Here is a 25,816-nt window from a genome sequence, read left to right on the forward strand (position 1 = left end):
TGCGCGGGGCCCGGCCACAAAGAAAGGAAATTTTTTAACTAATTTTTTTAGCAATCTAGTATTCTAATCGTTTCCTTACTGTCCGTCTGCTCAAGTATAACCATCTTTTTCCCTTTCTGGTTCATCCAGCAGCCTTTAATTCCGAACAATATTAAGCTAATTTTATTAGTATAAAAATATATAACTGCAAGTATATTCGAAGGATTACTTTTGCCTATATTCAGGCCCGGCCAGGAGGGTGGGCAACAAAGAACGTCAAATTTTATGGAGATAAAGCTACCTAATTACTTAAAGTATACGATCCTGCTGCTGGCTGTTGTGCTGCTCATTTACCTGCTGCAACTCTTCAAATCCATCCTGGCACCCCTGGCTTTCTCGGTTCTTTTTGCCCTGCTGCTGCTGCCCTTTACCCGCAACCTGGAGCGGCTGCGCATACCGCGGCCACTGGCTATACTGACTAGCATACTGCTGGTGGTAGTGGTACTGGGGCTGGTAATCTGGTTCCTTTCCATGCAGCTCATGAGCCTTACCTCCGAGCTCGATAGCATTGGCGGCAATGTGGTGGATCTGATCGATAACGTGCAGAATTTCCTTTATCACAAATTTGGCATTTTACCCTCTAACCGCACCGAGCTTATCCAGAACCTGGTGGGCAGCGTGCAGGATATTGCAACCAGCTTTTTAGGGAATACCATTTCGATCACAACCGGGGCCATTGCCGCCCTGACCATTGTGCCAATCTTTGTCTTCTGCCTTTTATACTACCGCGACCACCTGGAGCAGTTCCTCTTTAAATTTACCACCAAAGACCACCGTGGCGGGCTATTGCAAACCATTGTGAACATACAGCGGGTGGTGCAAAGCTACATCTCTGGGCTCATGATCGTGATCGTGGTCGTGTCGCTGCTTAACTCGGCGGGGCTGCTGCTGCTGGGCGTCAAGTATGCTATCTTTTTTGGCGTATTTGCCTCCATCCTGACCATCATCCCCTACATTGGCATCATGATCGGGGCAACCGTGCCGGCCTTGTTTACCCTGGCTGCTACCGGCCACATGATCGATGCGCTGCTGGTGATCGGCGTATTTGCTTTTGTGCAGTTTCTGGAAGGTAATTTTATTACCCCGCTGGTCGTAGGCTCCAAAGTAAGTATAAACCCATTTGCGGCAATCGTGGCCTTGCTGGTGGGCGGCGAAGTATGGGGGGCCCCAGGCATGATCATCGCCCTACCGTTTATTGCCATGCTGAAAGTGATCTTTGATGCCTATGAGCCCCTGGCGCCATTAGGGTTTCTGCTGGCCGACGTGGATGACGTGAAGCCTAAAAAGAAAGGGAAAGTGGAAGGCTGGTTTGCAGAGATCTGGAATGGCCTGGGCCGCGGAAAAAAGAACACTTCGGAATAAACAGCCTTTGTCAGCAAAAGGACTAAGGAGAAGGGCTTTTTGAAACGGATTACTAAAAATATTGGTTTACAGGTATGCTGCCCTTGCCAGGCACCAACTGATACAAACATAAAACGAGAGAAGCTTGTACGCCATTATTGATATTGAGACCACCGGCGGCCAGCCCGCGCAGGACCGGATCACCGAAATAGCCATTTTCATCCACGACGGGCAAAAGGTTGTAGACCAGTACAATACTCTGATAAACCCGCAGCGGCCTATCCCCTACTTTATTTCGCAGCTTACCGGCATTACGGATGAAATGGTGCAGGATGCACCCAAGTTTTACGAAGTTGCTAAAGAGATCGTGGAGTTTACCGAAGGCAAGGTGTTTGTAGCCCACAACGTGCGCTTTGATTATTCTTTTGTCAAGAAGGAGTTTGCCGACCTGGGTTATACGTTCCAGCGCAAAACGCTTTGTACCGTGCGCCTCAGTCGCTCGCTTATCCCGGGGCTTCCCTCCTACAGCCTGGGCAAACTCTGTAAGAGCATCGCCATACCGCTAAACCAGCGCCACCGCGCCATTGGCGATGCCGAAGCAACCGCCAAATTATTTGATAAGCTCATCAAAATTAACCGCCCGGTGGTGGATGGCAACATGCACATGGCTGCTGAAGCCTCCGACAAGCTCATCAAAGCCGAGATGAAGACCTCGCTGCTGCCACCCAACATTAACAAAGAGCAAGTAGATGCCCTGCCGATGGTGCCGGGCGTATACTACTTTCATAACCAGGCGGGCGAGGTGATTTATGTGGGCAAGAGCATCAACATCCGCAAGCGCATTATCCAGCACTTCAACATCGATTACAAGAGCCGCAAATCCCTGGATTTCAAAAACAGCATTACACATATTTCTTACGAGCCCATGGGCAACGAACTGGTGGCGCTGCTGTTTGAGTCGGCAGAGATCAAGCGGATGAAACCACAGTATAACCGGCAGCAGCGGCGCAGCGTGTTCAATACCGGCATCTTCATGTATGAGGATGGCAACGGCTACAAGCGCCTGACTTTTGGCAGCGTGAACCGGGCTGATAATGTGAACATGACGCCGCTCATCGCGCTGTCGAACCAGTTTAAAGCGAAGGGCTTTCTTTACCACAAGGTAGCCAAGTATAGCCTATGCCAGAAACTCTGCGATCTGTATAAAACGACCGGGGCCTGCTTCGATTACCAGGTGCACCAGTGCAACGGCGCCTGCATCGGCAAGGAAAGTCCCGAGGAGTATAACCAGCGCGTGGATGCCGCCATCGACTCCATCACCTATGAGCACAACAGCTTTGTGATCGTGGGCAAGGGCCGGGAACCGGGGGAGAAATCCGTGGTGGTAGTGGAGCACGGCGCCTACCTGGGTTTTGGCTTTGTAGACGACACTTTTTCAGCTCAGGGCCTGGAGGATTTTAAAGGCGCTATTACGCGTTACAACGATAACAAAGACATCCAGCAGCTTATCCGCGGGCATATGCGTAGCAAGCACAAGGACAAAATCATCATATTTGATTAACTTACACCCGGCGGGCTTCCATACCTGCCCTGTGTTTTGCTTTTATACTTAGGCACAATACAAAAGGGCTACTCCTCCTTCAGACATTGGGAAGGGTTTACACTGGCAGCTTTTGCCGCCTGCATACCTACCGTAAGCCAGGCTAAGAGCAAAGCAAGAACGCCCGCACCTATAAAATACCCTGGTTCCAGCGCTATTTTATAGGCAAAGCTATCCAGCCAATTTTTCACGAGCAGGTAACTTATGGGCAGTGCTATCAGAATAGAGACCAGCACTAGTTTGGTGAAGTCCGCAGACAATAAGTAGACGATCTGTAACTCTGTTGCGCCCAACACCTTCCGAACCCCGATTTCTTTCCGCCTTCTTTCAGCTGTAAAGGCTGCCAGTCCAAACAGGCCCAGGCAGGAGATCAGGATGGCCAAACCGGCAAAGTAGCGGGATAAGGCGGAAACATGCTGTTCTGCGGCATACTGCGCCTGGTAATCTTCATCCAGAAAGGTATAATCGAATGGCAAGCCAGGATTAAAGGTGGCGTACAAGTTCCGGACACGGGCTATCGCTTCTTTTTCCTTTCCGGCTTCCATCCGAATCATCACTATACTTGTATTGCGGGGTTGGAGCCTGATAAACAAGGGCTTTACCGTTTCATGGAGCGACTGAAAATTAAAATCCTTTACTACCCCCAGTATCTCCAGGTTGGTACCCCAAAGCTTGACTGTTTTGCCGACCGGATCCTGGAGCCCCATCGCTGTAATGGCGGCTTCGTTGAAAATAATCTTTGCCGTATCAGTAGCAAAGTCACTCGAAAAGGCCCGTCCCTCCTTCACTTTTATATCCAGCGTTTCCAGCAGGCCATAGTTCACCCCCACAATTTCGAATGCCACTACTTCATCCGGCTTTTTTCCTGCCCAACTCAGGCCGCCCGTGGTGTTGTGGCTGCCTATGATGCGCCGGTCAATACTGGAGGCATTCACAATTCCCGGCACCTTTTTTACTTCTGCTAAAAACGCCTCCCGGCTTTCATTTAGCTTTTCCGCCAGATCAAAGTAAATCACATTGTCTTTTTCATAACCCATGTTTTTGTGCTGCACATACTTTATTTGTTTGTATACCACAAAAACAGCTATGATCATAATAACGGAGGTCGTGAACTGAAACACCACTAACCCTTTGCGGGCCCATAGTTCGCCCCCGAAGGAATGTAACCTGCCCCGCAGCACAGCTGCCGGTTTAAAGCCGGAGAGGTACAAGGCCGGGTAACTACCCGCCAGCAGCCCGGTGAGCAGCGCCATACCGATGGCCACAAGTAGGAAAGGAGTATGAAAGGAATGCGTGAGCTGTTTCCCTGTCAGGTTGCTGAAAGGGGCAAGTAGCAATTCTACCAGCATCAGGGCAATAAGCAGCGAGGCAAAGGCTGTGAGCATAGACTCGCCCAGGTAGTGGAAGACCAAGGATTTTCGGCTGGCACCCATCGCTTTTTTTATGCCTACCTCTTTGATCCTGCGAGAGGCTTTAGCCGTGGAAAGATTCATAAAATTAATGCAGGCAATAACAAGAATGAAAACCGCGATAATCGAAAAGAGCCGGACGTATGTTATGCGGCCTCCTGCCTGCACACCGTTTTCATACTGGCCATACAGGTAGCCATCGGCATAAGGTCTAAGGAATACCTGGCGATTAGCCCCGCCGTTTTTTTGCTTTATATACCCGGCAATTTTTTGGTTGAATTGCGCCAGGTTCGTGCCTTCTTTCAAAACCACATAGGTGTTGGTTCCATCATTTCCCCAATCCAAAACGGATGGCGAAATGCCCTTCCATGCATCAAAGGACAGTATAAAATCGAATTGCTCCGAGGAACCAGCTGGCGTGCCTTTAAATACGCCAGAAATGACGACCTGCTTTTTTAAACCTGGCAGTTCCCAGGCTACCACCCTGCCTACCACATTTTGGGTAGTATGAAATAGTTTCAGGGCCAGTGCTTCCGATATCATCATGGCATTCTTAGCAGAAAGCACCTGGTCTTTGTCTCCCTGTACAAGGCCGTAGGAGAAAACACCAAAAAAATCTTTACTAGCAAACTGTCCCACCGCCTTAACTTTCTGATCCCCGGCAGCAGAAAGGATGAACTTTGGAAACCAGGAATGGTGCATAACGGCAGTTGCCAATTCCACTTCAGGCATTTCTTGCGGCAGCGTTTCTGCCACCAGCCCAGCCGTCATGCCGGTCGTAACAATGTTCTCTGCGTGCTGCTGGTTTTCCATTACCTGAAAAAGCCGGCTATTCTTTTCATGAAAAGAATCGGTATGCACCTCGTCATTCACCCACAGAAAAATAAGCAAGACACAGGCTAAGCTGGTAGAAAGCCCGATCATGTTGATGAAGAACGTACTTTTGAACCGTTTGAAATTCCGGTAGATGAGCAGAAGGCTGTGACGGATCATAGTTTTATCTGGGAGCAAGCGAAGCTGGTAATTACAAGATAAACAAGTATTTCCAATAAGTATACCACTTTCTAATATTGCCTTTTCAGCAACTGAATGCCCATAGCAGCCCCCTGCTGTTCGGAATCAGACACCTGAACGTTCGGAAACAGACACCCAAACGCATGAAGTGCCGGCCTATACCTGCAAACACCCCACTGGTGCTTTTATTTTGATGAAGTATACCTATCGTCAGTTAACAGGAAGAGGCGGTCCCGCTGCTCCCCGCCTCCTGCACACAGAATTATATAAGGTCGCGCTGATATTTCCGTATTAGCAAAGTAAATTGTAAATTTACTTTCGACATCTTTTTTGTTGTACTGAGAGCCTGTACAGAAGCTGCTACCAGTGCAGGAATAACGAACCTAAAACAATAACACAGTGAGCGAAACTAAAACTAAGTTCAGAGCCGGCGTACTATACGGAGATGAAGTAACAGAATTGTTTAAGTATGCCAATGAAAATAACTTTGCCCTTCCGGCAGTAAACGTCATCGGCACCAACTCTATCAACGCCGTGCTGGAAACAGCCCGCGATGTTAATTCACCCGTGATCATTCAGTTTTCGCACAGCGGTGCCCAGTTCGTAGCGGGCAAAGGCCTGGCGAACGATCAGCAGAAAGCAGCCATTGCCGGTGCTATTTCCGGTGCCCACCACGTGCACCTGATGGCCGAAGCCTACGGCGTGCCAGTCGTATTACATACCGACCATGCCGCTAAAAAACTGTTGCCGTGGATAGATGGCCTGCTGGATGCCGGTGAGAAATTTTTTGCCGAGCACGGCAAGCCTTTGTTCAGCTCGCACATGCTGGACCTCTCCGAAGAGCACATCCAGGAAAACGTGGAAACCTGCGCTTCTTACCTGAAGCGCATGGATCGCATGGGCATGACCGTAGAAATTGAGCTGGGTGTGACCGGTGGCGAGGAAGATGGCGTAGACAACTCTGATGTGGACAGCAACCGCCTTTACACGCAACCAGAAGAAGTAGCTTTTGCCTACGAAGAACTCAAGAAGATCAGCCACCGCTTTACCATCGCGGCAGCTTTTGGCAATGTGCACGGCGTGTATAAACCAGGCAACGTGGAGCTGCGTCCGGAAATCCTGAAAAACTCGCAGGAATTTATTCAGCAGAAGTATGGCACCGGCCCTAACCCGGTAAACTTTGTATTCCATGGTGGTTCCGGCTCAGAGAAGGCCAAGATCAAGGAAGCGATCGAATACGGCGCCATCAAAATGAACATTGATACTGACATGCAATGGGCGTTCTGGGAAGGCATCAAAAACTACTATGAAGCCAACAAAGCTTATTTGCAGGCACAGCTGGGCAACCCAACCGGCGATGATGCCCCGAATAAGAAATACTACGATCCACGGGTATGGCTGCGCAAAGGCGAGGAGACGTTTATTGAGCGCCTGAAAGAAGCTTTCACCGACCTGAACGCGAACAACCGTAACTAGAATAAAGATTTAACTTATGAGAAAAGGCGAGGTATAACCTTCGCCTTTTCTTTTTTATACTTTCTTACTTGCGGGCTTGCAGCCACTGGAAGATGTTCTCAGTGTCGTCTTTGCGGCACAGCTCCGAACCGGACGTCATGGTAGCCGCCGTACCGGCCGCCACGCCGTAGCGTACCACATCGTCCATCGAGCATCCTTTGATCAAACTCAGCACCATGCCGGCTACCATACTATCGCCGGCTCCAACGGCACTTTTCTGGGGCACTGTGGGCGGAACGACATACGTGATACCGCCTTCTTTTGTAGCCATCATGGCACCACGTGGCCCCAGCGACACAACCAGCACCTGGCATTTGCCTTTTTCAAGCACCTCTCGGGCTATCTTCTCCTGCTCCATAGCCGATATTTCTTCTTTCCCGGCCAGGGCGGCCAGCTCTCCCAGGTTGGGTTTGAGTAGGTATACGCCTGCGCCGGCTGCTTTCAGCATCGCCTCGCCCGAGGTATCGACCACCAACCGGAAGCCGCGGCGCCTGGCGATCAGCGCCAGCTGCAGATAAAAATCATCGGGCACGCCCGGCGGTAGGCTGCCACTGGCTACTACATACTTCGGCAGTTCCGCGGCAGGCATCTGCTCCAGTTTGTCCAAGCATTGCCGCCATTCATCCTCTGATGTTTCGGGCCCCGGCATGCCAAAGCGGTATTGGTTACCGGTGCTGTCTTCTTTCACCATCAGGTTTTCGCGCGTCCAGTTTTTGGTTTGCACGGCCCAGAAATCAACCCCTTCCTCCTTTAACAGGTCGCACAGCACCTTGCCGGCAGGGCCACCTGCCAGCAACCAGGCACACGACCGGCCTCCCAGTTTATGCACTGCCCGGGAGACATTAATACCGCCCCCTCCCGGTTCGTAAACCGGCGTTTCGCAACGCAGTTTCTTATCCGGCTGCACCTGCCTGACATGCGTGCTCTTGTCGAGCGCCGGATTGAGCGTGATGGTGATGATGTTGTGCATGGTGTTTTTATTTGGGGACATAAGACAAAGGGCGTTTTGGGACGTAAGACAAAGGACACAAGACATAGGACTCGTTTATATTACCTTATACTTACATACACGATTACATAACTCGCTTTGGTTAAGTATAAACATACTTCTCTAAGGTTTTACGGCTCATCTTTTTAGGCGCAATGCAACTGCCCGCTCCTTCCTGCAGGGTACTACTAAACAAAGTATAATTCTAGCCCCTTATGCCACTGTATACCTCTGCTCAGAACAAATCTTTTAAGAAGCTGCAGGATGCTGCCGGATCGTATGGGTAAGGGATTTCAGGAATGCCTGCACCTCTTCTACGTCCTCTAACCGGTAGGCTGCTGCCGTTTGTTCATCGTGTTCTCCTACCATAATCCCGATGCCGCGGCCCTGCAGCGTAGCAAAAGCATCTTCATCCGTTAGGTCATCTCCAATGTAGAGCGGCACGATGCCAGGCTGGTTTAACTCCAACTCACGGAGCAGCCATTCCACCGCCTTCCCTTTATGCCAATCCAGGTTTGGTTTCAGTTCAAGCACCTTTTTGCCGGGACCTTTCTTTAGCTCCGGATGATTTGCGATCACCTCATTTGTAACACGCAGTACCTGCTCCACCTGCTCATCGGGTACATTGCGGTAATGCACGGCAATGGCATAGCGCTTCCGCTCCACCAGCACGCCTTCCGCCTCCTGTAACTTCTCATTCAGTTCCTTGTAGGCTTCGTCCAGTGCAGACAAAGCAGCTTTGGCGCCGCCCGGCTCGGTATGCATGTTGTTAGGTCCGGAGATATCGAAGCCGTGGGAACCGGCATAGTAGAGGTTGTCCAGGTGCACCAGTTGTTTTACATCAGCTCGGTCGCGGCCACTCACCACAGCCACCAGGCAGACCTCTGCCAGCTGCTGTAACGTTTCGCGCATGTGGGAGCTCAGGATGGCTTTTGTCGGATCTTTTACAATGGGGCTCAGGCAGCCGTCATAATCCAGGAATACCGCGGGCTTTTTGCCTTGCAGCAATGCCGGAACATTGCTTAAAGCGGAGGGCAGCTCGTTCGCATCCTGTTTCTGAACAGCTACTCCGGGTTGATTTTTTGTCATACTATGGTCTGAAATGAATGCCGCACTAGCTTGGCGCTGTGTGGCAAAGGTATTTTTTGTGTTCGATACGATTATAGGCCCGGTTCCTTCCGGCAATAGCGCCGGAAAACTTCACACGGCAACTGGTACAGCGTTTTACGGAATCCCTTCTGTCTGCTGCTGTGGCGGCACATGCGGTCCTTGCTCTGGCCGGGTCGCGGGCTGTTTGCCGCCATTCACATAGCCTTTATGCGGCGAGCTGCCTGTTTTTTTCTTTTCCTGCTCAGTTTGGTCGGCTTTATCAGGGGGTAAGTGCTGCTTTTCCATAGTTGCTTCTGTTCGCATCAATTTGCTTATACCTGGGAGTGGCCATTGCCATTCCCTTAGCACTACGCAGCTGCTCTTTAAATGATACTGCTACCTGTTGGACAACGAATATCCAGTGTGCGCAACGCCACCTGCATTCTAACGCGTACAGTAGTATAATCCGGAGTAAACTAAATTACTAAAAAGTAGTAGTTTTGCGCTCTACAACCTTCATCACAAAGAGGAAAGCTATGCTGAAAAACGATAACCCAACCGATACCAAAGCCTGGCAGCAACTGCAGGCGCATTTCCGGGAGTTGGCTCCCCAACACCTGCGCGACCTTTTTGCTCAGGATCCGGAACGATTCAGCAAACTCTCGCTGCAGGCCAACGACATGCTCTTCGACCTTTCCAAAAATCGCATCACCGAAGAAACGCTGGACCTGCTCACGCAGCTGGCCGAAGAGGCGGATGTGCCGGGCGCCATTGAAAGTATGTTTACAGGCGAGAAAATAAATGTAACCGAGGGCCGGGCGGTATTGCATACGGCTCTACGAAACTTTACTGATACAACGCTGGAGGCAGAGGGCGAAAATGCCCTGCAGCAGGTACGCCAGGTGCAGGAGCAAATGCGGCAGTTCAGCGATAAACTACAAAACGGCACCTGGCTGGGGTATATGGGCAAGCCTATAACACAGATCGTGAACATTGGCATCGGCGGCTCGCACCTGGGCCCGCAGATGGTAACCGAAGCGCTCAAGAGCTATCAGAACCGCAACATCAATGTATACTTTATCTCCAACGTGGATGGTACCGATGCGGCCGAGACCCTGCGCCTGCTAAACCCGGAAACAACATTGTTCATTATCGCCTCCAAGACGTTTACCACCAAAGAAACCCTGGCCAACGCCCACACTGCCCGCAGCTGGTTTCTGGAGCAAGCAAAAGACGAAAAACAGATCAGCAAACACTTTGTGGCCCTCTCCACCAACATCGAAGCAGTGACAAAATTCGGCATCGCGCCGGAAAACATCTTCCAGTTCTGGGATTGGGTGGGTGGCCGTTATTCGCTTTGGTCAGCTATCGGGCTTTCTGTTGCTTGCGCCCTGGGGTATGAGCATTTCGAGGAGCTGCTGCGGGGCGCCGAAGCCATGGACAAACACTTCCGCCAGACGCCGCTACGCCAGAATATTCCGGTACAGATGGCCTTGCTGAGCATCTGGTATACCAACTTTTTTAACTGCCAGACACACGCGGTGCTGCCCTACGACCAATACCTGCGCCTGCTGCCCGACTACCTGCAACAGCTGCAAATGGAGAGCAACGGCAAAAGCACCGACCGCAACGGTCAGTTTGTTACCTACAACACGCAACCCATCGTATGGGGAGCTGCCGGCACCAACGGGCAACACTCCTTTTACCAGCTCATCCACCAAGGCACGTTCCTAATCCCCTGCGATTTCATTGCGCCGGCACAAAGCCATAATCCGCTGGGCCAGCACCACCCGATCCTGTTGTCCAACTTTTTTGCGCAGACAGAAGCGCTGATGAAAGGCAAAACAGCCGAAGAAGTGCGCGCAGAGCTGCAGCAGAAAGGCGGCATGAGTGCTGAGGAGATTGAAGAACTGGTGCCCCACAAAGTATTCCAGGGCAACAAGCCTTCCACGTCCATCATGTTCCCGATGCTCACGCCTTTTATACTTGGCGGGCTAGTAGCCATGTATGAGCATAAGACCTTTGTACAGGGCGTTATCTGGAATATCTATAGTTTCGATCAGTGGGGCGTGGAACTGGGCAAGCAACTTGCCGGCACAATTGAAGCAGAGATTGAAAAAGGCAAGCCGGGTCAGCACGACAGCTCCACCAACGGGCTGATCAACTACTACCTGGCAAACCGCGGCTAAGATCTGCTAAAGCTAAAAAGAAGCGGGGCGAAGAAAACTTCAGAAGTTTTCTTCGCCCCGCTTCTTTTTTCTGTCCGGTATATGCAGCTAAAGCGGCTTATACTTGTTTAGCCCGCATGTTACCTGCTGCCGGTGGGCATTCAGGCATTCTCAAATCCTTGTATGATGAGGTCGGCGCCACTTTCCTCTAAGGGTGCTTTATTTCCGCCGCGGTCTATCCCTACCACAAGAGCAAAATTGCCAGCTTTGGCGGCCTGAATGCCTTTCGGAGCATCTTCAAAAACAGCTGTTTCGGATGGGCTTACGTTCAGGCGTTTAGCGGTCTCCAAGAAAAGGTCTGGGGCCGGTTTGTGCTGCAGTCCTTCTGTTGCTGCGGTGAGGCCATCTACGCGCTCTTCAAAAAAGCGCTCCAGTCCTGCCCGCTGCAGAATATCGTGGCAGTTTTTGCTCGAAGAAACCACGGCAATGCGGCGGCCGGCTTTTTGCTGTTGCTTCAGCCACTCTACCGTATCCTCGTATACTTCCACACCCTGTTTAATCATCTCCTGGAAATACATGTTTTTTAGGTTTCCCAACCCTACCACAGTCTCTTTGCCAGTATAGTCTTCCGGCGTACCTTCCGGCAGCTCGATGCCTTTTGCTTTAAACAGGTTGCGCACGGCTGTATGGCGGGGCACGCCGTCTACATAAGCGCTATAATCTTTTTCCGCATCCATCGGCTCGTAAGCCTTCCCGTCCTGCTCGCCACGCTTACGCAAAAACGTATCTACCATGCGTTTCCAGGCTTCGGCATGGATCATCGCTGTATGCGTAATAACGCCATCCATATCCAGAATAAGAGCTTTTATATTTTTTTCCTGCAGTAGGTTATTAAGGGTGCTCATGCTGTTCGTGTTAAAGTTTTATAATACACTCACTTTACTGATGATCGAATTTTGATGGTTGAAGGTAGCAGATTTTTTTCGGTTTCTGAACTATGTACCCCTAAAAGCACTATCCGAATCAAAGAATTATGCCCCGAAATGCCTGCTCTCTTACGCTTATCAAAATTAAAGGATCAAAATATTTTCTATCTGATATATACTTACTAATCCGGCATCTCCCGTAAAACGTCAGGTAAACCTACCTGCACCGGGCAGGACTGTTTAAAACCAGGGCCAGGCATTGCCAGAACTTTTGTGTCGCAAAAAAGGTACAACCCGCTGCAGCCGCGCTGCTGTTGCGGCAAAACCTGCAGCCAAGCTTTTGATGGGTGTCTGACACCAGATTTCCGGACCTTAACGTATGATCCTCTTTACCCGACCCTTATGCCGATGCAGCTGAAGAAAGCATGCCTGGGAGTGCTGCTACTTTTAAGTATGCTGCTTGGCAGCTGTGCCGATGCTGATTTTTTCCAGAAGGATGCGCGGGCTACCCCTGCAGAACGAGGCGGCCAGGCACCGGCCGGCCCGGACAGCGCCTGGGTAGTAGCCGGCCGCCATTACGACCGAAACAGCCTGTTCCGCCTGCTTTGGGGCAACCATAACCGCAACCTTTGGGCTACGCCGGTCAAGCTGCCCGTTTTTCGCCTGCACCAGGTAAAAGGAGGCCTGCGCGTAGAGGAGAAAGGCGGCGGCTTCCAGACCACCAGCTTCCACCTGCTGGATGCGGAAGGGCGCGCTTATACTTTCCGGTCCCTGGACAAAGATCCGGCCGAGGTGGTGAGTGCTTTCTGGCGCCGCACCTTTGTGACCAACGTGCTGCGCGACCAAACCTCGGCCGCCAATCCGTTTGGCGCGCTGGTGGTGCCTGTGCTGGCTGAAGCTGCCGGGGTACGCCATACGAATCCGGCGCTATACTATGTTTCCGCTACCGATACATCGTTTGGAGAATATGCTCCGCTGGTACAGGGTAAGTTATTCTTACTGGAAGAGAAGTATAAATCTCCGGCCGACCTGACACCTGCCTTTGCCCCTGCCACTGATTTTGCTGATTCCGAAGAAGCGTTGCGGCTTCGGTTTAACACCAACACGCACCATTTTGATCAGCAGGCTTTTGCCCGCGCCCGCCTGCTGGATGTGCTGCTGGGCGATTGGGACCGCCACAAAGGACAATGGAACTGGGCAGTAGTGCAGCAGGGAACCGATACCATGTATGAGCCCATTCCGGTAGACCGCGACCAGGTCTTCTTTCAAATGCACGATGGCCTGATCCCGGTGATTGCCACCAGCAAACTGCTCGCCCGCAAGCTTCACTCCTTTGGCCCCGAGGTCGATGATGTGGCTGCTTATATGATCAATGCCAGGTTTATAGATGACCGCTTGTTGAACGAGTTACAGGAAAGGGATTGGATTGCCATTAGCCGCCAGCTGCAGGTGCAGCTCACCGATGCTGTGCTGGCAAAAGCCTTGCACCAGTTGCCCCCGCCCATATACACGCTAATCGGGCCCCAGCTTCTTGAAAACCTGCAGAAAAGGCGTGATGCCCTGGTAGAAGTGGCCGCAACGATGTATGCGCTCCTGGCCGAAGAGGTGACCATTCCTGGTTCCGACCAGGAAGAAATTTTTCACATCCGGCGCTTGAGCAATGATCGGACAGAAGTAACCGTACGCCGCAAGGCCACCGATCAGCGGCCTAACGCGCAGCTTTATCACCGCATATTTAAAGGTAACGAGACCCGGCAACTTACCCTCCATGGGCTAGCCGGGGATGATGAATTTGTGATAGAAGGGCAGGTGGATAATGCTATTCCACTGGCTGTATATGGTGGTCTTGGCGAAGATAAAATAATAGACCGTTCCAGTGTAGCGGGCTGGAAAAAGATGACTTCGGTCTATGACACCGAAAGAGGCACCGAGATAATACCCGGCCCTGAAACCCGCGTGCTGACTACCCGCGATGTGCGGGTGCATGCGTACGACCGCGAAGGCAACTAATTCAGGAAACAGCCGGTGCCTGCCGGAGCTCTTCCGCGTAATATGTTTTAAACCAATCCATCGTTTTTTTCAGTCCTTCGGCCAGCGGCGTGTTAGGGCGGTAATCCACAGCCTGCATCAGGTCTTCCACATCGGCATACGTGATGGGCACATCGCCGGGCTGCATGGGCAGTAACTCGAGGTGCGCCTTTTTACCAAGCTCACGTTCCAGTATCCCAACAAAATCCATGAGCTGCACCGGTTGGTTGTTCCCTATGTTATAAAGCTTATAGGGCGCCCGCGACAATGCAGTAGCCGGCGTAGGCTGTACTTCCAGTAACCGCACGATGCTGTTCACCACATCATCAATATAAGTGAAATCGCGGTGCATGTCGCCGTAATTAAAAATGCGGATCGTTTCTCCCCGGGCAATGGCACTGGCAAAACTATAGTAGGCCATATCGGGGCGGCCCCACGGGCCATACACGGTAAAAAAGCGTAGCCCGGTCGTTGGAATATGATACAGGTGGGCGTAGCTGTGCGCCATTACCTCGTTGGCCTTCTTGGTAGCCGCGTAAAACGAAATAGGATGATCGGTGCTGTGTGTGGTGGCAAAAGGTACTTCCGTATGAAGGCCATAAACGGAACTGGAAGAAGCAAACAGCAGATGCTTGACCGGGAACTGGCGGCACGCCTCCAGCACATTGGCAAACCCGACCAGGTTGCTGCCCACATACGATTGCGGATGCTCCATACTATACCGCACCCCCGCCTGCGCAGCCAGGTTAATCACAATGTCGAATTGCTGGTTCCGAAACAGGCTTTCCAGTTCGTGGTGGTCAGCCAGGTCCAGTTGAATAAAGTGCAGGTTGGGGTAAAGGCTGCTGGTGATTAATTCGTTGTAATGGATCTGCTCTTTAGCGAATCCCTGTAACGCCAGCCGGTCATACTTTAGCTGTGGTAGATAGTAGCTGTTGATCGAGTCGAGGCCTACCACCTGGTGGCCTCTTTGCTGCAGCGCGAGCGCTAAATGATGGCCTATAAAGCCAGCAGTGCCTGTAACCAATATTCTGTAGTCTGGCATTGGTTCTTCCTGGGTTAAATGGGTAGCGGTAGCCTTCTGTTTAGAGCGGCTATACTGTAGGTGCACTTCCAAGCAACAAAACGCACCCCCCTATTCGTCCCGGAGCGGGCATTTTTCTGCTGCTAATAAAGCGTGTAAAGTTAATGTGCCAACAAAGATTCTACTAACTATTCGCTTTCTTTTTCTCCTGCGCTACCCGTTCCAGCATTTTCAAAACCAATTCCTCTGTGCCGGAGAGATAGGCATTTTTCGAAACGGTGGCATCGTGCCGCTGCAGGTACCGGATGAGCTTATCTTCCCGGAACAGGTTCACGACCTCGGGATGGATATAGTATTTGCTGCAAACCGAGGGCGTGTTGCCCAAACCTTTGGCTACTCCCTTTACCGCTTCTTTAATGCTTTTGTCCTTGTCCAGTTCCGGCTGCTCGTGCAGCACCTGCTCCAGGCACTCCACCATGCGTACAGTGCCGCCCCAGGTCCTGAAATCCTTGGCGGTAAATTCCTCTTTGGTGGCCTCGCGCAGGTACTCATTCACATCCCCCGATTCGAGCGTTTGCCGCTCACCGGCTTCATCGTAATACTGAAACAGGTCATACCCTGGAATATCGCGGCACGCTTTCACCAGTCGCGCCAGGCGCCTGTCCTGCAGATCGATCTCCTGCTCCACTCCTTTCTTGCCCCGGAAAGCAAATTTTATTTTGCTGCCTTCAATTTTTACATGCTTATCGCGCAGGGTAGTGAGGCCATACGAGTTGTTGGCTTCAGCATACTGCCGGTTGCCGATCCGGATCAGGGCATTGTCCATGATGGTAAGCACCAGTGCGGTTACTTTACGGCGGTCCATTTTCGGCGAGACGATGTCCTTGGCAATGCGTTCTCGGAGTTGGGGCAGGTGCTTGCCAAAGGCGATCATGCGGCCGAACTTGGTCAGGTTGCGTACCTGCTGCCACTGCGGGTGGTACACATACTGCTTGCGGCCTTTGTCGTCGCGGCCAGTGGCCTGTAGGTGCCCCTTAGGCGATTTGGAAATCCATACATCCGTCCAGGCCGGCGGAATAACCAGTGCCTGCAAACGGGCCAGTACCTGCTCGTCGGTGATGTGTTCTCCTTTTTCATCCAGGTAAAAAAAACCTTTCCCGGCCCGCTTGCGGGTGTAGCCGGGCTTGGTATCCGATGTATAACGCAGGCCGGCCCAGGCAGCTGACTGGCTGTGGTCGGCGTATAATTCATGTAATTTAATGTTGCTGGCCATGTACGCAGGCTGTAAATTGCCTCTCCTCCTGCACTACATACTAAGCATGTTTCTAAAAGTTGTATCAGAAGTATAGCCCGGTGCAGCGGCAAACCAACAAACTGCTTTATCTTTGCCGGAAATAACCACCTTTTAGCCCGATAGCTCATGCACAAGAATATGTCTTACCTCTATGCCTTTTTCGGCTTTTTTCTCATCGCCTGTGGTGCCGTGGCTGTCGACCTAGCCGGCGAGCAAGCCAAAACGGCCCTGATTACCGGTATTATTGGCGGGCTGCTGGGCCTGACGGCCGGCCACTTCCTAAACCGGGGCAAACGCTGGGGCTTTATACTGGGTGCCACCGAAGCCGGCTTGCTGACGTTGGTGCTAGGCTGGCGCTCGGCTACCTATTTTACACGCCTGCTGCAGGAAATGCAACAAACATCCGCGGAACTCGACACGCAAACAGCCGGAATGGCTTTCCTGCTGACCACCGCCATGCTCGTGATCGCTTTGCTCACCGTAACGGTATCGATTATGTTTGGCAAGCAGGTTATCAGCGAAACAAAATAAAATTTTTCTCCATTCCGGATTGCACTCCTTCTGGTCTACTGCGCAGCAGCTTTTCTGCTACCGTTATTTATACTAGTCCCGTGATCCTCAAGCCCAAACACCAGCCAATTGAGAATCCTATGCCCTTTTAAAAGCATCTCCGGCACCTCTTCTTTTAAGCCCTTGTTTGCACAAGGGCTTTTTTATGCCCCCTTTTTTCCAGGCAAGGCTGCGGGCCTGTGTAACCCATGGCAAGGCTGGTTGCGTACAGCAGGTTGCAAAAGTCGTTTGGGTACGTATAACCAGGGTAGCAGGCATGCAGCCCGGTGAACGACCGGCACGGTTGTTTTGCCCCACCTTTAAGTATAGGTTCTATTTCACGTATGAAACGATTTTTTTCCTATCCCCTCTGGATAGTGGCTGTTACCGGCACCCTTTTACTCAGCAGCTGTGATGATAATGAAGGTGTTATTTTCTCTGTGCAGGACGATATTAAATTGGGCCAGCAGGTGGCCCGCGAAGTAGACTCTACCTACCAGGCCAAAGGCCAGCTCCTGGACCGCAACAGCACCAATGCCGATGTGCAGAAAGCCTACGCCAGCCTGGACCGCATCTTGAACCGCGTCCTGAACTCAGGTAAGGTCAAGTATCGGAACGAATTCCCGTGGACGGTGAAGATTATCAAAGACGATACCGTACTGAATGCTTTTGCCACGCCGGGCGGCCACATGTATGTGTATACCGGCCTGATCAAGTTTTTGGAGGACGAAGACTACCTGGCCGGCGTACTGGCCCACGAGATCGCACACGCCGACCGCCGTCACAGTGTGCGCCAGCTGCAGCGCGACTATGGCATTGCCATTCTGCTTTCTGTAGCGCTGGGCAACGACCCCGGCACGCTGAAGCAAATTGCCGCCCAGCTGGGTGGCACGCTGGCTGGCCTTAAATTCAGCCGTGATGCCGAGACCGAAGCGGACACCTACTCGGTCACATACCTGGGCGGCACCAGTTACTACGCCTGCGACGGCGCTGCCGGCTTTTTTATGCAGCTAAACCAACAGGAGCAGCAGCAGGGCACGCCGCCTGAGTTTCTGAGCACACACCCTGACCCCGATAACCGCATTGCCAACATTGAGCAGGAGGCGCAGAAACAAGGCTGCAAAACAACCACCGCGCCCGACACAGACCTGAACGAGCTGAAAGCTGCCTTGAACAGACTATAAAACAGATGCCTGCTGCTGCAAAGCGCAGGCATTTTTTGCATTTTATACTATGAAAGAGAACTTTAAAGACAAAGCCGCCAACTCCATTCTGCAGGCAGAGGCAAACCTGGATAACCTTACCTTCCGGCTAAAGCAAAAGCTTGGGCTGAAGCAGCCGCTCCAGATCGTGCCCTACCGCAGTTATGGCACCGAGAACAGGCTGTATGTAAAAGGCCGAGTGCTTGTGAACAAAGGTATAACCCGCTCCGAGGAAAACGACACCTTGTGGGAGAATCTGCTCAACATGTACCGCCGTTTCGAAAGCGATGAGATACCCAATGCGCGCGTGCAGCTGTGCCTGCAGAACGTGCCCCACGAGATCACCACCGACGAAGAAGGTTATTTTGTGCTGAACCTGGAGCCTGCCGTGCCGCTGCAGCTCGACGACATCTGGCATGAGATAGAACTGAAACTGGTCGACGCGCCGATAGCCATTACGGAGGAGGTTACTGCCACAGCTTACGTGCTGGTGCCGCCACCTGATGCCGAGTATGGCATCATCTCTGATATCGACGATACCGTTGTGCGCACGGGGGCAACCAGCTTGCTCGAAACAGGACGTAACGTGCTGCTCAACAATGCTCACACCCGTATTCCGTTCCATGGCGTGTCAGAGTTTTACAAGGCGCTGCAGTTAGGGCGCAATGGCAAGCGCAACAACCCGTTCTTTTACGTGAGCAGCAGCCCCTGGAACAACTATGATCTGCTCTACCACTTCCTGGAGCTAAACGGCATTCCGCAGGGCCCGCTCCTGCTCCGCGACTTCGGCCTGGACAAGAGCAAGTTCCTGCAATCGGACCACATGAGCCACAAGTATAAAGAGATCGAAAACATCCTGATCACCTATCCCAAGCTCAACTTTATACTGATCGGCGACAGTGGCCAGCAGGATGCCAGTATCTACCACGAGGTAGTGAAAAAGCACCCCGGCCGTATCATGGCCATCTACATCCGCGACGTTAACATTCCGAAACGCACCCAGGCAGTGACCACCATTGCTGACGAGCTGAAGAAAAGCGGTGAGGTGGAAATGGTACTGGTTAAGCAAACCACCGCTGCCGCCAAACATGCCGCCGACAAAGGCTTTATCTTTACAGAACAAGTGCAGCACGTCGAAAATAAAGCCGCCCTCGACGAAGAAGGCGATAAGTAGCCGGGTTGCTTGAAGTATAGTTACCAGAAAGTCCATGAAAGTATAGGCACGCTTATACTTTCATGGATTTTTTATGTATGGTTTTTTGCTATATTTAGCATCGTGCTTATTCCCATTAATAAAATTAACTGCAACGATATTAGCTGATATGGCGACAAAAACCTTTTATTTAGATAATGAGTCAACGGAGTCAGTAAGTATAAGCCATGGCTTAAACTGGAAGAATTTAACCATCGAAAAGGATGGGGAGATGATCGGACAGGTTGAAAATGTCAAAGCATTAGAGCAAGGCCAGGCATTTCAGCTTTCTGATGGCAGCGTCCTCTCCCTTAAGCTGATCAAAAAGTTAGGCTTCATGCAGGAACTGGAGATCCTGCTAAATGGCACTCCCATTCCTGGCAGCGGCACGGAACCAAACCAGCAGATCAAACAAGTATATCATCTCCTTCTTTTCATAGCAGGCATAAATGCCATACTTGGATTAGCTGCCGAATTAGCCGACATCGGCTTCTTAAAATCGCTTGGCCTAGGATACGGAACAGTCGTGATTGGAATTGTATATGCCCTCTTAGCCTATTTCGTAAAATTCAGGCATTCTGTCGTTGCCTTGTATATTGCTATCGGCTTGATGCTACTGGATATCATCTTCACCCTGGTTTTTGCAGCTGAAATGGGCGGAAATCCAACGTCGGGTTTGCTGATGAAAGCGTTCCTTACCTACTCGCTGTTTAGAGGTATTCCTGCTTTAAAGAAGGTCCGTGACCAGGTGCTAACTTACTAATGCAGCAGCTTTCTTACTAAAAAACTATACTATGAAGCTCGACATCTATGTAAATTATCCGGGGACTTGCAAAGCAGCCTTTCAGTTTTATGAACAACATCTGGGCGGCAAGATCACGATGATGATGACGCACCAGCAGCAGCCCAATGCCGCTGCCCTACCTGACAACCTGAAGAATGCCATTCTTCATGCCCGCATCGAGATTGGAAACACGGTGCTCATGGGCGCCGACATTCCGCAGGCCGAGCCCATGCGGAGCGCCTATCTTACGCTCCGGCTTAATACGCCACAGGAAGCCGAACGCCTGTATGCCTTGCTTTCGGATGGCGGCCAGGTTTTCATGAAAATGGAAGAGACCTTTTTTGCCTCCCGCTTTGCTATGCTCCGGGATAGGTTTGGTACGAACTGGATGATCCTGCATGAAAACCAATAACTAAGAAGAAAGTATTGTTAAAGGGATAGAGCGAAAACCCGGGGAAGCTGGTACAGTTCAAGCAAACCACCACTGCCGCTAAATTTGCCCAAGCAAAAGTATGATCATGACAGGACAGGTGCAGCACCTCGAAATAAAATCTCTTTTCACGAACAAGGGGATTAGGAAATAGCTCCGGCTCGTGGCCTGTATTTTGCGCTGAATTACTAAACAAAAAGCGTAAATTTGAAGCTGCCATACGACAGGCATATGAAGGAAGAAGACCGAAGGAGCATACACGTGAATAAGGAGCTTTTAGAAGACATAAAACGGCTGAAAGCGATTGCGGAAGTGGGGCTGCTTTACAGTGCTAACCCCTACGATAACGAGCGCTACCTGGAACTGCAGGAAATAAGCTTCAAGCTGCTCAGTACGGTTAGCGGACACGAGGCGGAAACGCTTAAAGCCAGTTTTCCGATGCTAAAAGACTACGCTACAGCCAAAGTGGATATTCGGGGACTGGTGCTGTCGCCGGATCAAAAGATCCTGCTGGTAAAGGAAAGCGCTGACGGCAAGTGGGCCTTGCCCGGGGGTTGGGCCGATGTGGGGCATAGCCCGAAAGAAGTGATCGTAAAAGAGATCCGGGAAGAAACCGGGCTTGAGGTGCAAGCTGAAAACCTATTAGCTGTTTTTGACAAGAAAATGCACGCCCATCCGCCCCAACCCTTTTATGTTTATAAAATGGCCTTTTTCTGCAGAGCGCTTTCCACCCAAATCACAAAAGGCTTTGATGTGCTGGACGTCGGCTATTTTGACATAGCTGAACTGCCGGAGCTGTCCGAAGACAGGATCCTGAAAAGCCAGATCGAGTTGCTGTACAAAAAAGCAGTAACAGGCGATTGGGCAGCTTACGTAGATTAGCACCTCAGCTTACCAATGTGTTATCACCTTACCATTTGAATCTCTGCATAATGCACCGCCATTTTATCGTCCATAAACCCTACGGGTACCTAAGCCAGTTTACCGCCGACCCGCTGAAGCAGAAAAAGAAAAAAGTGCTGGGCGAGTTGCATGATTTTCCGGAGGGTACCATGGCCATCGGCCGCTTGGATGAAGACAGTGAAGGCTTGTTACTGCTGACCACAGATGGTAAAATGAGCGAGTATGTGCGCAGTAAAAAGATAGCCAAAGAATACTATGCCCAGGTAGATGGCCTGATCACGGACGAAGCGCTTGCACAGTTGCAGCAAGGTGTTGCCATTACGGTAGGCAAAGAGAAGTATACGACCCTACCCTGTGCCGCTTTCCGGTTAGAAACAAACCCGGATTTTGCCGAGCGCAGCCGCCGCATCCGTGACGAGCGGCACGGGCCGACCAGCTGGGTATCGATCACGCTAAGTGAAGGCAAAAACAGGCAGGTCAGGCGCATGACGGCTGCTGTTGGCTTTCCTACGTTGCGGTTGGTGCGGGTGCGGGTTGGGACTATCCACCTAAGCGATCTGCAAACGCAGGTGGTAAAAGAGGTGGCGAGCTTTCTGCCAGCCGGCGAGGAATTACCGGATGCCGCTACGGAGCTTTAGCTGATCGTTTTCAAAGATCTCGCTAACTGCGTGGCAATGCTATTTATTAACCCACCCTCTGAAAAGCAGTCCCATTTTATACTTTGATAAAGATCCGGCGCATAATCCTATTTCTTTCCTGGCAGCAAATATAGCCGGCCCCCTACCCGTTAGAATTACACACCGACATCAATTACAAACATAAGTTTGGAAACTTGCGCCAGAAAAACGCCTGCAGGTGCGGCATACAAGGACACAACAGATTACTGTCCTTTGTCTTTGTCCTTAGTCTTGTATCTTGTGTCCTGTGTCTTTCGTCTCAGCTCGAATGATCGGCAATGATTTTCCAGCCGTCTTCAAATTTTCTCATTATCACCGAAAAGTGCCCTTCCAGATCTCCCAGGGTTGCCTCGCGCTGCAGGTGCCACTTGCCTACTACCAGCATAATGTCGGGTGCCAGCGGCCGTACCTCCTTTTGGTCGAAGGTCAGCTTGCCCATAGCTGAAGCATCCGGATAGCTTACTTTATAGTTGCTCAGGGTCTGCTGCCAGCCGTAGGTCAGGCCGCGCTTGCCTACAAACAACAGCGAATCGGATTTCCAGTAGCCCGCCATGTAGCATTCCAGGTCTCCCTGGCTCCAGCAGGTGCTTTGCGCTGCCAGTACCTGGCGCACGGCAGCCTGATCAGTGGCCTGGCTTTGAAGGGGTTTACTGCACGTGCAGGCAGCTGTCAAGCCAAGGCAAGTCCAAAGGATTAGGTAAAAGGCTGTTCTCATGTTTTTCGGGTTGAGGTAAAATCAACGTATAAATATCGTGTTGCCCCAAGTATGGGTCTCTAACGGCAGCTTTGTTTTCCGCTGGCCCTGCTTCTTTCTGCCAGCGGCAGGCCTAGGTTATTTTTCCGCTTTTGCAGGAAGTATGGCTTCGATATACGTGGTGCCTCCCAGCCGCCCCATGGCGCGGGCAATGCGGCTGCGGCGGCCGCGCACAAAAGCAGAGGGATTCCGCACAGAATATTTGATCGGGTTAGGCAATACCGCCGCCAGCAGGGCAGCCTCCTGCCGACCCAGTGCTTTGGCCGGTTTGCGATAATACTTCTGCGAAGCGGCTTCCACACCAAATACGCCATCGCCCATTTCTGCAATGTTGAGGTATACTTCCAGGATGCGTTCCTTGCCCCATAACACCTCGATGAGCATGGTAAAATAAGCCTCTACCGCTTTGCGCAGGTAGCTGCGGCCATGCCACAAGAATACGTTTTTGGCAACCTGCTGGCTGATAGTGCTGCCGCCCCGGATTTTCTTCTTGTTGTCCTGGTTACGCTTAAAAGCATCCCAGATCGCATGAAAGTCAAAGCCGTGGTGTATCAGGAAAAGCTGGTCTTCGGAAGTTACGACGGCCAGGGGCAACTGCGGCGACATTTCTTCCAGGCTTACAAATTTATACTTAATGGCAGGCTCCCCTTTTTGGGCAGCACCAGCCTCTGCGCGGCGCTTGATCATGTGCAGCGTAGCCGGCGGCGACACCCACCTATACAGCAGCACCCATACTATACTTAAAAGAAACAGCGTTAGCACCAGTTTCGCGAACAGCAGCTTTACCTGCCTCAGCCCCAATCGCTTTTTTGACATACCCGCACAAGAGTTAAAGGGCGCAAAGGTAATAGTTTGTCCTATATTTCCAGTAGCTTTCTTGCTTGCCCCAGACCAACGCAGGCCCCTTTTGTCGCGTACGTTATACAAGGCATCCTTCTTCCGGCAACGCTTAACCAAAAGACCTGTGTGAGGTTATACTGGTAAAAACCTATGAACTATGAGCAAATACCTCCCGCTGTTTCCCCTTAACATCGTCGTGTTTCCGGGCGAAAAGCTGAACCTGCATATTTTTGAGCCGCGCTACAAACAACTGGTGCTCGATTGCATCACCCAGGATAAAACCTTTGGCATACCAACCTTTGTACAAAATGCGGTGGGCAAGTATGGCACTGAGCTGGAGATCCTAAGCATCGAGAAAAAGTATGAGAACGGAGAAATGGATATCCGGACGCGCGGCCTGCACATCATCAAAATAAAACAGTTTGACAGGATGGCGCCAGGCAGGCTTTATGCCGGCGGCGAGGTGGAGGTGGTGGAAGACATTGCCGATGAGGACATTGTAGTAAAACTCCGGATAAAGGAAATCCTGCTGAAGCTCTACCAGGCCCTAGGCGTGAACAAGCTGCTGGTAGAACTGCCCGAAGATTTTAAATCGTTTGATATTGCCCACAACCTGGGCCTGAGCACCGAACAGGAATACGCCCTGCTGCAGTTGCCCGGCGAAAGCATCCGCCAGCAAGTGATCCTCCAGCACCTGGAACAGCTCCTGCCGCTGGTGCTGGAAACGGAGCGGCTCAAAGAGCGGGTGCGCCTGAACGGCCATTTTAAGCACCTCACGCCACCTAACTTTTAGTCTACTTTCCGGGTTTAAGTCTGTATTATGCTGCTATACTTTCTCATCATTATTCCGGCCCTTTTTATCCTGTTCCTGGTATTCAGTTACGGGCAGGAGCGCCAATACCGACGAAAGCCTTTTTACCGGCTCTCGGATGTGGGCTGGCAGCACTGCGCCCCGCCCGCTGATGCCCGCCGTGCGTACTCCGTGGCGTTGCTGGGCGATGTAGGCGCTGTGGCAACAGATGGTAGTGACCCGGTGCTGCGCATGCTGGCCGCATGGCAGGAAACAGCGGGTGCCGATGCCATGACTATTTTCCTGGGAGATAACCTGTACCCTATCGGGCTTCCGCCGGTTGGCCACCCTTACCGAGCCACAGCCGAAAAAAGACTCGATTTGTTGTTACAGCAATTGCAGCAATATCCGGGGCGAGGCATTTTTCTGGGCGGAAACCACGACTGGAACAAGGGCCGCAAAAACGGCTTTGCACAATTACAGTTGCAGGAGAATTATGTGAACGAACATGGCGGCAAAAACATCCGGTACCTGCCTGCGCATGGCTGTCCCGGCCCTGTCACCATTCAGCTAGCCGAAGGGTTGCTGCTGCTGGTCATCAACACGCAGTGGTGGGTGCAGAAAGGCGAACGGCCGCTGGGCGAGGCATACGGCTGCCCTTATAATCATATCGAGGAGTTTTATGTGGCGCTGAACCAGGTGCTGCGCCAAAACGCGCACCAGCGGATACTGGTGGCAGCACACCACCCACTATACAGCAATGCCCTGCATGGGGGCAAGTTCACCATCAAGCAGCACCTTTTCCCGCTTACTACGGCCAACAAACGCTTTCTGATCCCCTTGCCTGTTTTTGGGTCTTTATACCCTTTTTACCGCAAGCTTTTTGGCGCCCACGAAGATATGTCGCACCGCAGGTATAAGAAAATGCGCAAGCGCCTGCTCCGCATCTTTCACCGCTACAGCAACATCATTTATGTAGCCGGCCACGATCACAACCTGCAGCACTTCGAGGTACGGCACAACCATTACATTGTGAGTGGCTCAGGCAGCAAAACAGCCTTCGTGAAAAAAGGCGGTAAAGCTACGTTTACGCTGGAGCAGCTAGGCTTTTTTGTACTGGATTATTATAGCAACGGGCAAGTATGGCTCGAGACACGCGTGGCTGCAGAAGGTGGAGATGCGGCCGGCACGGTGGTATTCCGCAAGGAGCTCACCAGCATCCTGCGGCCGGCAGCGGTGCCGCAAAACCAACCGGCATAA

23 protein-coding genes are annotated in these 25,816 nt (G+C 51.6%); 14 read left to right on the forward strand and 9 right to left on the reverse strand.

Translation table 11 applies throughout. From position 1 onward, the window contains the following. Positions 1 to 264: 264 nt before the first annotated feature. Both LWL52_RS09945 and LWL52_RS09950 read left to right on the forward strand, forming a co-directional pair. Positions 265 to 1,401, forward strand: a complete 1,137-nt coding sequence (locus tag LWL52_RS09945) for an AI-2E family transporter (protein ID WP_242919368.1) — start codon at positions 265 to 267, stop codon at positions 1,399 to 1,401. 124 nt (positions 1,402 to 1,525) lie between these two features. Continuing rightward, positions 1,526 to 2,941: an exonuclease domain-containing protein gene (locus LWL52_RS09950; protein ID WP_242919370.1), complete on the forward strand. Its 1,416-nt coding sequence runs from the start codon at positions 1,526 to 1,528 to the stop codon at positions 2,939 to 2,941. A gap of 68 nt (positions 2,942 to 3,009) precedes the next feature. On the opposite strand, the gene LWL52_RS09955 is transcribed toward LWL52_RS09950, so the two are convergent. Continuing rightward, entirely contained in the window at positions 3,010 to 5,382 is a 2,373-nt protein-coding gene (locus LWL52_RS09955) for an ABC transporter permease (RefSeq protein WP_242919373.1), read from the reverse strand. A gap of 420 nt (positions 5,383 to 5,802) precedes the next feature. Here LWL52_RS09955 and fbaA point away from each other — a divergent pair, with 420 nt between their 5' ends. Further along, on the forward strand, positions 5,803 to 6,879 hold the full coding sequence (gene fbaA, locus LWL52_RS09960) for a class II fructose-bisphosphate aldolase (protein ID WP_242919375.1): 1,077 nt from the start codon (positions 5,803 to 5,805) through the stop codon (positions 6,877 to 6,879). A 64-nt stretch (positions 6,880 to 6,943) separates the two neighbouring features. Here fbaA and LWL52_RS09965 read toward each other — a convergent pair whose 3' ends face one another. From LWL52_RS09965 to LWL52_RS09975, 3 genes are all read right to left on the reverse strand, one after another. After that, the gene (locus LWL52_RS09965; RefSeq protein ID WP_242919377.1) at positions 6,944 to 7,909 is read right to left on the reverse strand and encodes a 1-phosphofructokinase family hexose kinase; all 966 of its coding nucleotides are present in this window, start codon (positions 7,907 to 7,909) and stop codon (positions 6,944 to 6,946) included. Positions 7,910 to 8,155: 246 nt separating this feature from the next. Then, positions 8,156 to 8,995 carry a trehalose-phosphatase gene (gene otsB / locus LWL52_RS09970; RefSeq protein ID WP_242919379.1) on the reverse strand — a complete coding sequence of 280 codons (840 nt, stop codon included), beginning with the start codon at positions 8,993 to 8,995 and terminating at the stop codon, positions 8,156 to 8,158. 135 nt (positions 8,996 to 9,130) lie between these two features. Beyond that, positions 9,131 to 9,301 carry a hypothetical protein gene (locus tag LWL52_RS09975; RefSeq protein WP_242919381.1) on the reverse strand — a complete coding sequence of 57 codons (171 nt, stop codon included), beginning with the start codon at positions 9,299 to 9,301 and terminating at the stop codon, positions 9,131 to 9,133. A gap of 230 nt (positions 9,302 to 9,531) precedes the next feature. Between LWL52_RS09975 and pgi the strand changes: the two genes are divergently transcribed. Then, positions 9,532 to 11,184, forward strand: a complete 1,653-nt coding sequence (gene pgi, locus LWL52_RS09980; RefSeq protein WP_242919383.1) for a glucose-6-phosphate isomerase — start codon at positions 9,532 to 9,534, stop codon at positions 11,182 to 11,184. A 140-nt stretch (positions 11,185 to 11,324) separates the two neighbouring features. On the opposite strand, the gene LWL52_RS09985 is transcribed toward pgi, so the two are convergent. Next, positions 11,325 to 12,068 carry an HAD family hydrolase gene (locus LWL52_RS09985; protein WP_242919385.1) on the reverse strand — a complete coding sequence of 248 codons (744 nt, stop codon included), beginning with the start codon at positions 12,066 to 12,068 and terminating at the stop codon, positions 11,325 to 11,327. Positions 12,069 to 12,491: 423 nt separating this feature from the next. Here LWL52_RS09985 and LWL52_RS09990 point away from each other — a divergent pair, with 423 nt between their 5' ends. Then, positions 12,492 to 14,099, forward strand: a complete 1,608-nt coding sequence (locus tag LWL52_RS09990; protein WP_242919387.1) for a hypothetical protein — start codon at positions 12,492 to 12,494, stop codon at positions 14,097 to 14,099. Between the two features lies 1 nt (position 14,100). On the opposite strand, the gene LWL52_RS09995 is transcribed toward LWL52_RS09990, so the two are convergent. Together LWL52_RS09995 and LWL52_RS10000 are read right to left on the reverse strand one after the other, a co-directional pair. Next, positions 14,101 to 15,162: an NAD-dependent epimerase/dehydratase family protein gene (locus LWL52_RS09995; RefSeq protein WP_242919389.1), complete on the reverse strand. Its 1,062-nt coding sequence runs from the start codon at positions 15,160 to 15,162 to the stop codon at positions 14,101 to 14,103. Between the two features lie 163 nt (positions 15,163 to 15,325). Continuing rightward, complete coding sequence (locus LWL52_RS10000; RefSeq protein ID WP_242919391.1) at positions 15,326 to 16,414, reverse strand: DNA topoisomerase IB; 1,089 nt, start codon at positions 16,412 to 16,414, stop codon at positions 15,326 to 15,328. Positions 16,415 to 16,561: 147 nt separating this feature from the next. Between LWL52_RS10000 and LWL52_RS10005 the strand changes: the two genes are divergently transcribed. The 7 genes from LWL52_RS10005 to LWL52_RS10035 all read left to right on the forward strand — a co-directional run bounded on the left by LWL52_RS10005 (position 16,562) and on the right by LWL52_RS10035 (position 22,133). Further along, positions 16,562 to 16,966, forward strand: coding sequence for a hypothetical protein (locus LWL52_RS10005; protein WP_242919393.1), 405 nt, complete (start codon positions 16,562 to 16,564; stop codon positions 16,964 to 16,966). 362 nt (positions 16,967 to 17,328) lie between these two features. Then, positions 17,329 to 18,168, forward strand: coding sequence for a M48 family metalloprotease (locus LWL52_RS10010; protein WP_242919395.1), 840 nt, complete (start codon positions 17,329 to 17,331; stop codon positions 18,166 to 18,168). Between the two features lie 49 nt (positions 18,169 to 18,217). Continuing rightward, complete coding sequence (locus tag LWL52_RS10015; protein WP_242919397.1) at positions 18,218 to 19,360, forward strand: App1 family protein phosphatidate phosphatase; 1,143 nt, start codon at positions 18,218 to 18,220, stop codon at positions 19,358 to 19,360. Between the two features lie 148 nt (positions 19,361 to 19,508). Next, positions 19,509 to 20,141 carry a hypothetical protein gene (locus tag LWL52_RS10020; RefSeq protein WP_242919399.1) on the forward strand — a complete coding sequence of 211 codons (633 nt, stop codon included), beginning with the start codon at positions 19,509 to 19,511 and terminating at the stop codon, positions 20,139 to 20,141. 31 nt (positions 20,142 to 20,172) lie between these two features. Then, a complete protein-coding gene (locus LWL52_RS10025) occupies positions 20,173 to 20,574 on the forward strand; it encodes a VOC family protein (RefSeq protein WP_242919401.1) in 402 nt (133 codons plus the stop codon). A 249-nt stretch (positions 20,575 to 20,823) separates the two neighbouring features. After that, positions 20,824 to 21,474 (forward strand): NUDIX hydrolase, encoded by a 651-nt coding sequence (locus tag LWL52_RS10030; RefSeq protein ID WP_242919403.1) that lies wholly within the window; start codon positions 20,824 to 20,826, stop codon positions 21,472 to 21,474. Positions 21,475 to 21,524: 50 nt separating this feature from the next. Beyond that, entirely contained in the window at positions 21,525 to 22,133 is a 609-nt protein-coding gene (locus LWL52_RS10035; RefSeq protein ID WP_242919405.1) for a pseudouridine synthase, read from the forward strand. Between the two features lie 298 nt (positions 22,134 to 22,431). Here LWL52_RS10035 and LWL52_RS10040 read toward each other — a convergent pair whose 3' ends face one another. Both LWL52_RS10040 and mtgA read right to left on the reverse strand, forming a co-directional pair. Continuing rightward, positions 22,432 to 22,887, reverse strand: a complete 456-nt coding sequence (locus LWL52_RS10040) for a YybH family protein (protein ID WP_242919407.1) — start codon at positions 22,885 to 22,887, stop codon at positions 22,432 to 22,434. A 117-nt stretch (positions 22,888 to 23,004) separates the two neighbouring features. Next, entirely contained in the window at positions 23,005 to 23,742 is a 738-nt protein-coding gene (gene mtgA / locus LWL52_RS10045) for a monofunctional biosynthetic peptidoglycan transglycosylase (protein WP_242919409.1), read from the reverse strand. 181 nt (positions 23,743 to 23,923) lie between these two features. On the opposite strand from mtgA, the gene LWL52_RS10050 reads away from it, so the two are divergent. Continuing rightward, positions 23,924 to 24,559, forward strand: coding sequence for an LON peptidase substrate-binding domain-containing protein (locus LWL52_RS10050; protein ID WP_242919411.1), 636 nt, complete (start codon positions 23,924 to 23,926; stop codon positions 24,557 to 24,559). Between the two features lie 27 nt (positions 24,560 to 24,586). Then, complete coding sequence (locus LWL52_RS10055) at positions 24,587 to 25,816, forward strand: metallophosphoesterase (protein ID WP_242919413.1); 1,230 nt, start codon at positions 24,587 to 24,589, stop codon at positions 25,814 to 25,816.

The sequence above is a fragment of the Pontibacter liquoris genome (assembly GCF_022758235.1).
GTDB classification, from domain to species: domain Bacteria; phylum Bacteroidota; class Bacteroidia; order Cytophagales; family Hymenobacteraceae; genus Pontibacter; species Pontibacter liquoris.

Coding starts and splice junctions, on each gene's coding strand:
- LWL52_RS09945 (WP_242919368.1), top strand. CDS start 265: ATGGAGATAAAGCTACCTAATTACTTAAAGTATACGATCCTGCTGCTG.
- LWL52_RS09955 (WP_242919373.1), bottom strand. CDS start 5,382: ATGATCCGTCACAGCCTTCTGCTCATCTACCGGAATTTCAAACGGTTC.
- LWL52_RS09965 (WP_242919377.1), bottom strand. CDS start 7,909: ATGTCCCCAAATAAAAACACCATGCACAACATCATCACCATCACGCTC.
- otsB (WP_242919379.1), bottom strand. CDS start 8,995: ATGACAAAAAATCAACCCGGAGTAGCTGTTCAGAAACAGGATGCGAAC.
- LWL52_RS09975 (WP_242919381.1), bottom strand. CDS start 9,301: ATGGAAAAGCAGCACTTACCCCCTGATAAAGCCGACCAAACTGAGCAG.
- pgi (WP_242919383.1), top strand. CDS start 9,532: ATGCTGAAAAACGATAACCCAACCGATACCAAAGCCTGGCAGCAACTG.
- LWL52_RS09985 (WP_242919385.1), bottom strand. CDS start 12,068: ATGAGCACCCTTAATAACCTACTGCAGGAAAAAAATATAAAAGCTCTT.
- LWL52_RS09990 (WP_242919387.1), top strand. CDS start 12,492: ATGCCGATGCAGCTGAAGAAAGCATGCCTGGGAGTGCTGCTACTTTTA.
- LWL52_RS09995 (WP_242919389.1), bottom strand. CDS start 15,162: ATGCCAGACTACAGAATATTGGTTACAGGCACTGCTGGCTTTATAGGC.
- LWL52_RS10000 (WP_242919391.1), bottom strand. CDS start 16,414: ATGGCCAGCAACATTAAATTACATGAATTATACGCCGACCACAGCCAG.
- LWL52_RS10005 (WP_242919393.1), top strand. CDS start 16,562: ATGCACAAGAATATGTCTTACCTCTATGCCTTTTTCGGCTTTTTTCTC.
- LWL52_RS10010 (WP_242919395.1), top strand. CDS start 17,329: ATGAAACGATTTTTTTCCTATCCCCTCTGGATAGTGGCTGTTACCGGC.
- LWL52_RS10015 (WP_242919397.1), top strand. CDS start 18,218: ATGAAAGAGAACTTTAAAGACAAAGCCGCCAACTCCATTCTGCAGGCA.
- LWL52_RS10020 (WP_242919399.1), top strand. CDS start 19,509: ATGGCGACAAAAACCTTTTATTTAGATAATGAGTCAACGGAGTCAGTA.
- LWL52_RS10025 (WP_242919401.1), top strand. CDS start 20,173: ATGAAGCTCGACATCTATGTAAATTATCCGGGGACTTGCAAAGCAGCC.
- LWL52_RS10030 (WP_242919403.1), top strand. CDS start 20,824: ATGAAGGAAGAAGACCGAAGGAGCATACACGTGAATAAGGAGCTTTTA.
- LWL52_RS10035 (WP_242919405.1), top strand. CDS start 21,525: ATGCACCGCCATTTTATCGTCCATAAACCCTACGGGTACCTAAGCCAG.
- LWL52_RS10040 (WP_242919407.1), bottom strand. CDS start 22,887: ATGAGAACAGCCTTTTACCTAATCCTTTGGACTTGCCTTGGCTTGACA.
- mtgA (WP_242919409.1), bottom strand. CDS start 23,742: ATGTCAAAAAAGCGATTGGGGCTGAGGCAGGTAAAGCTGCTGTTCGCG.
- LWL52_RS10050 (WP_242919411.1), top strand. CDS start 23,924: ATGAGCAAATACCTCCCGCTGTTTCCCCTTAACATCGTCGTGTTTCCG.
- LWL52_RS10055 (WP_242919413.1), top strand. CDS start 24,587: ATGCTGCTATACTTTCTCATCATTATTCCGGCCCTTTTTATCCTGTTC.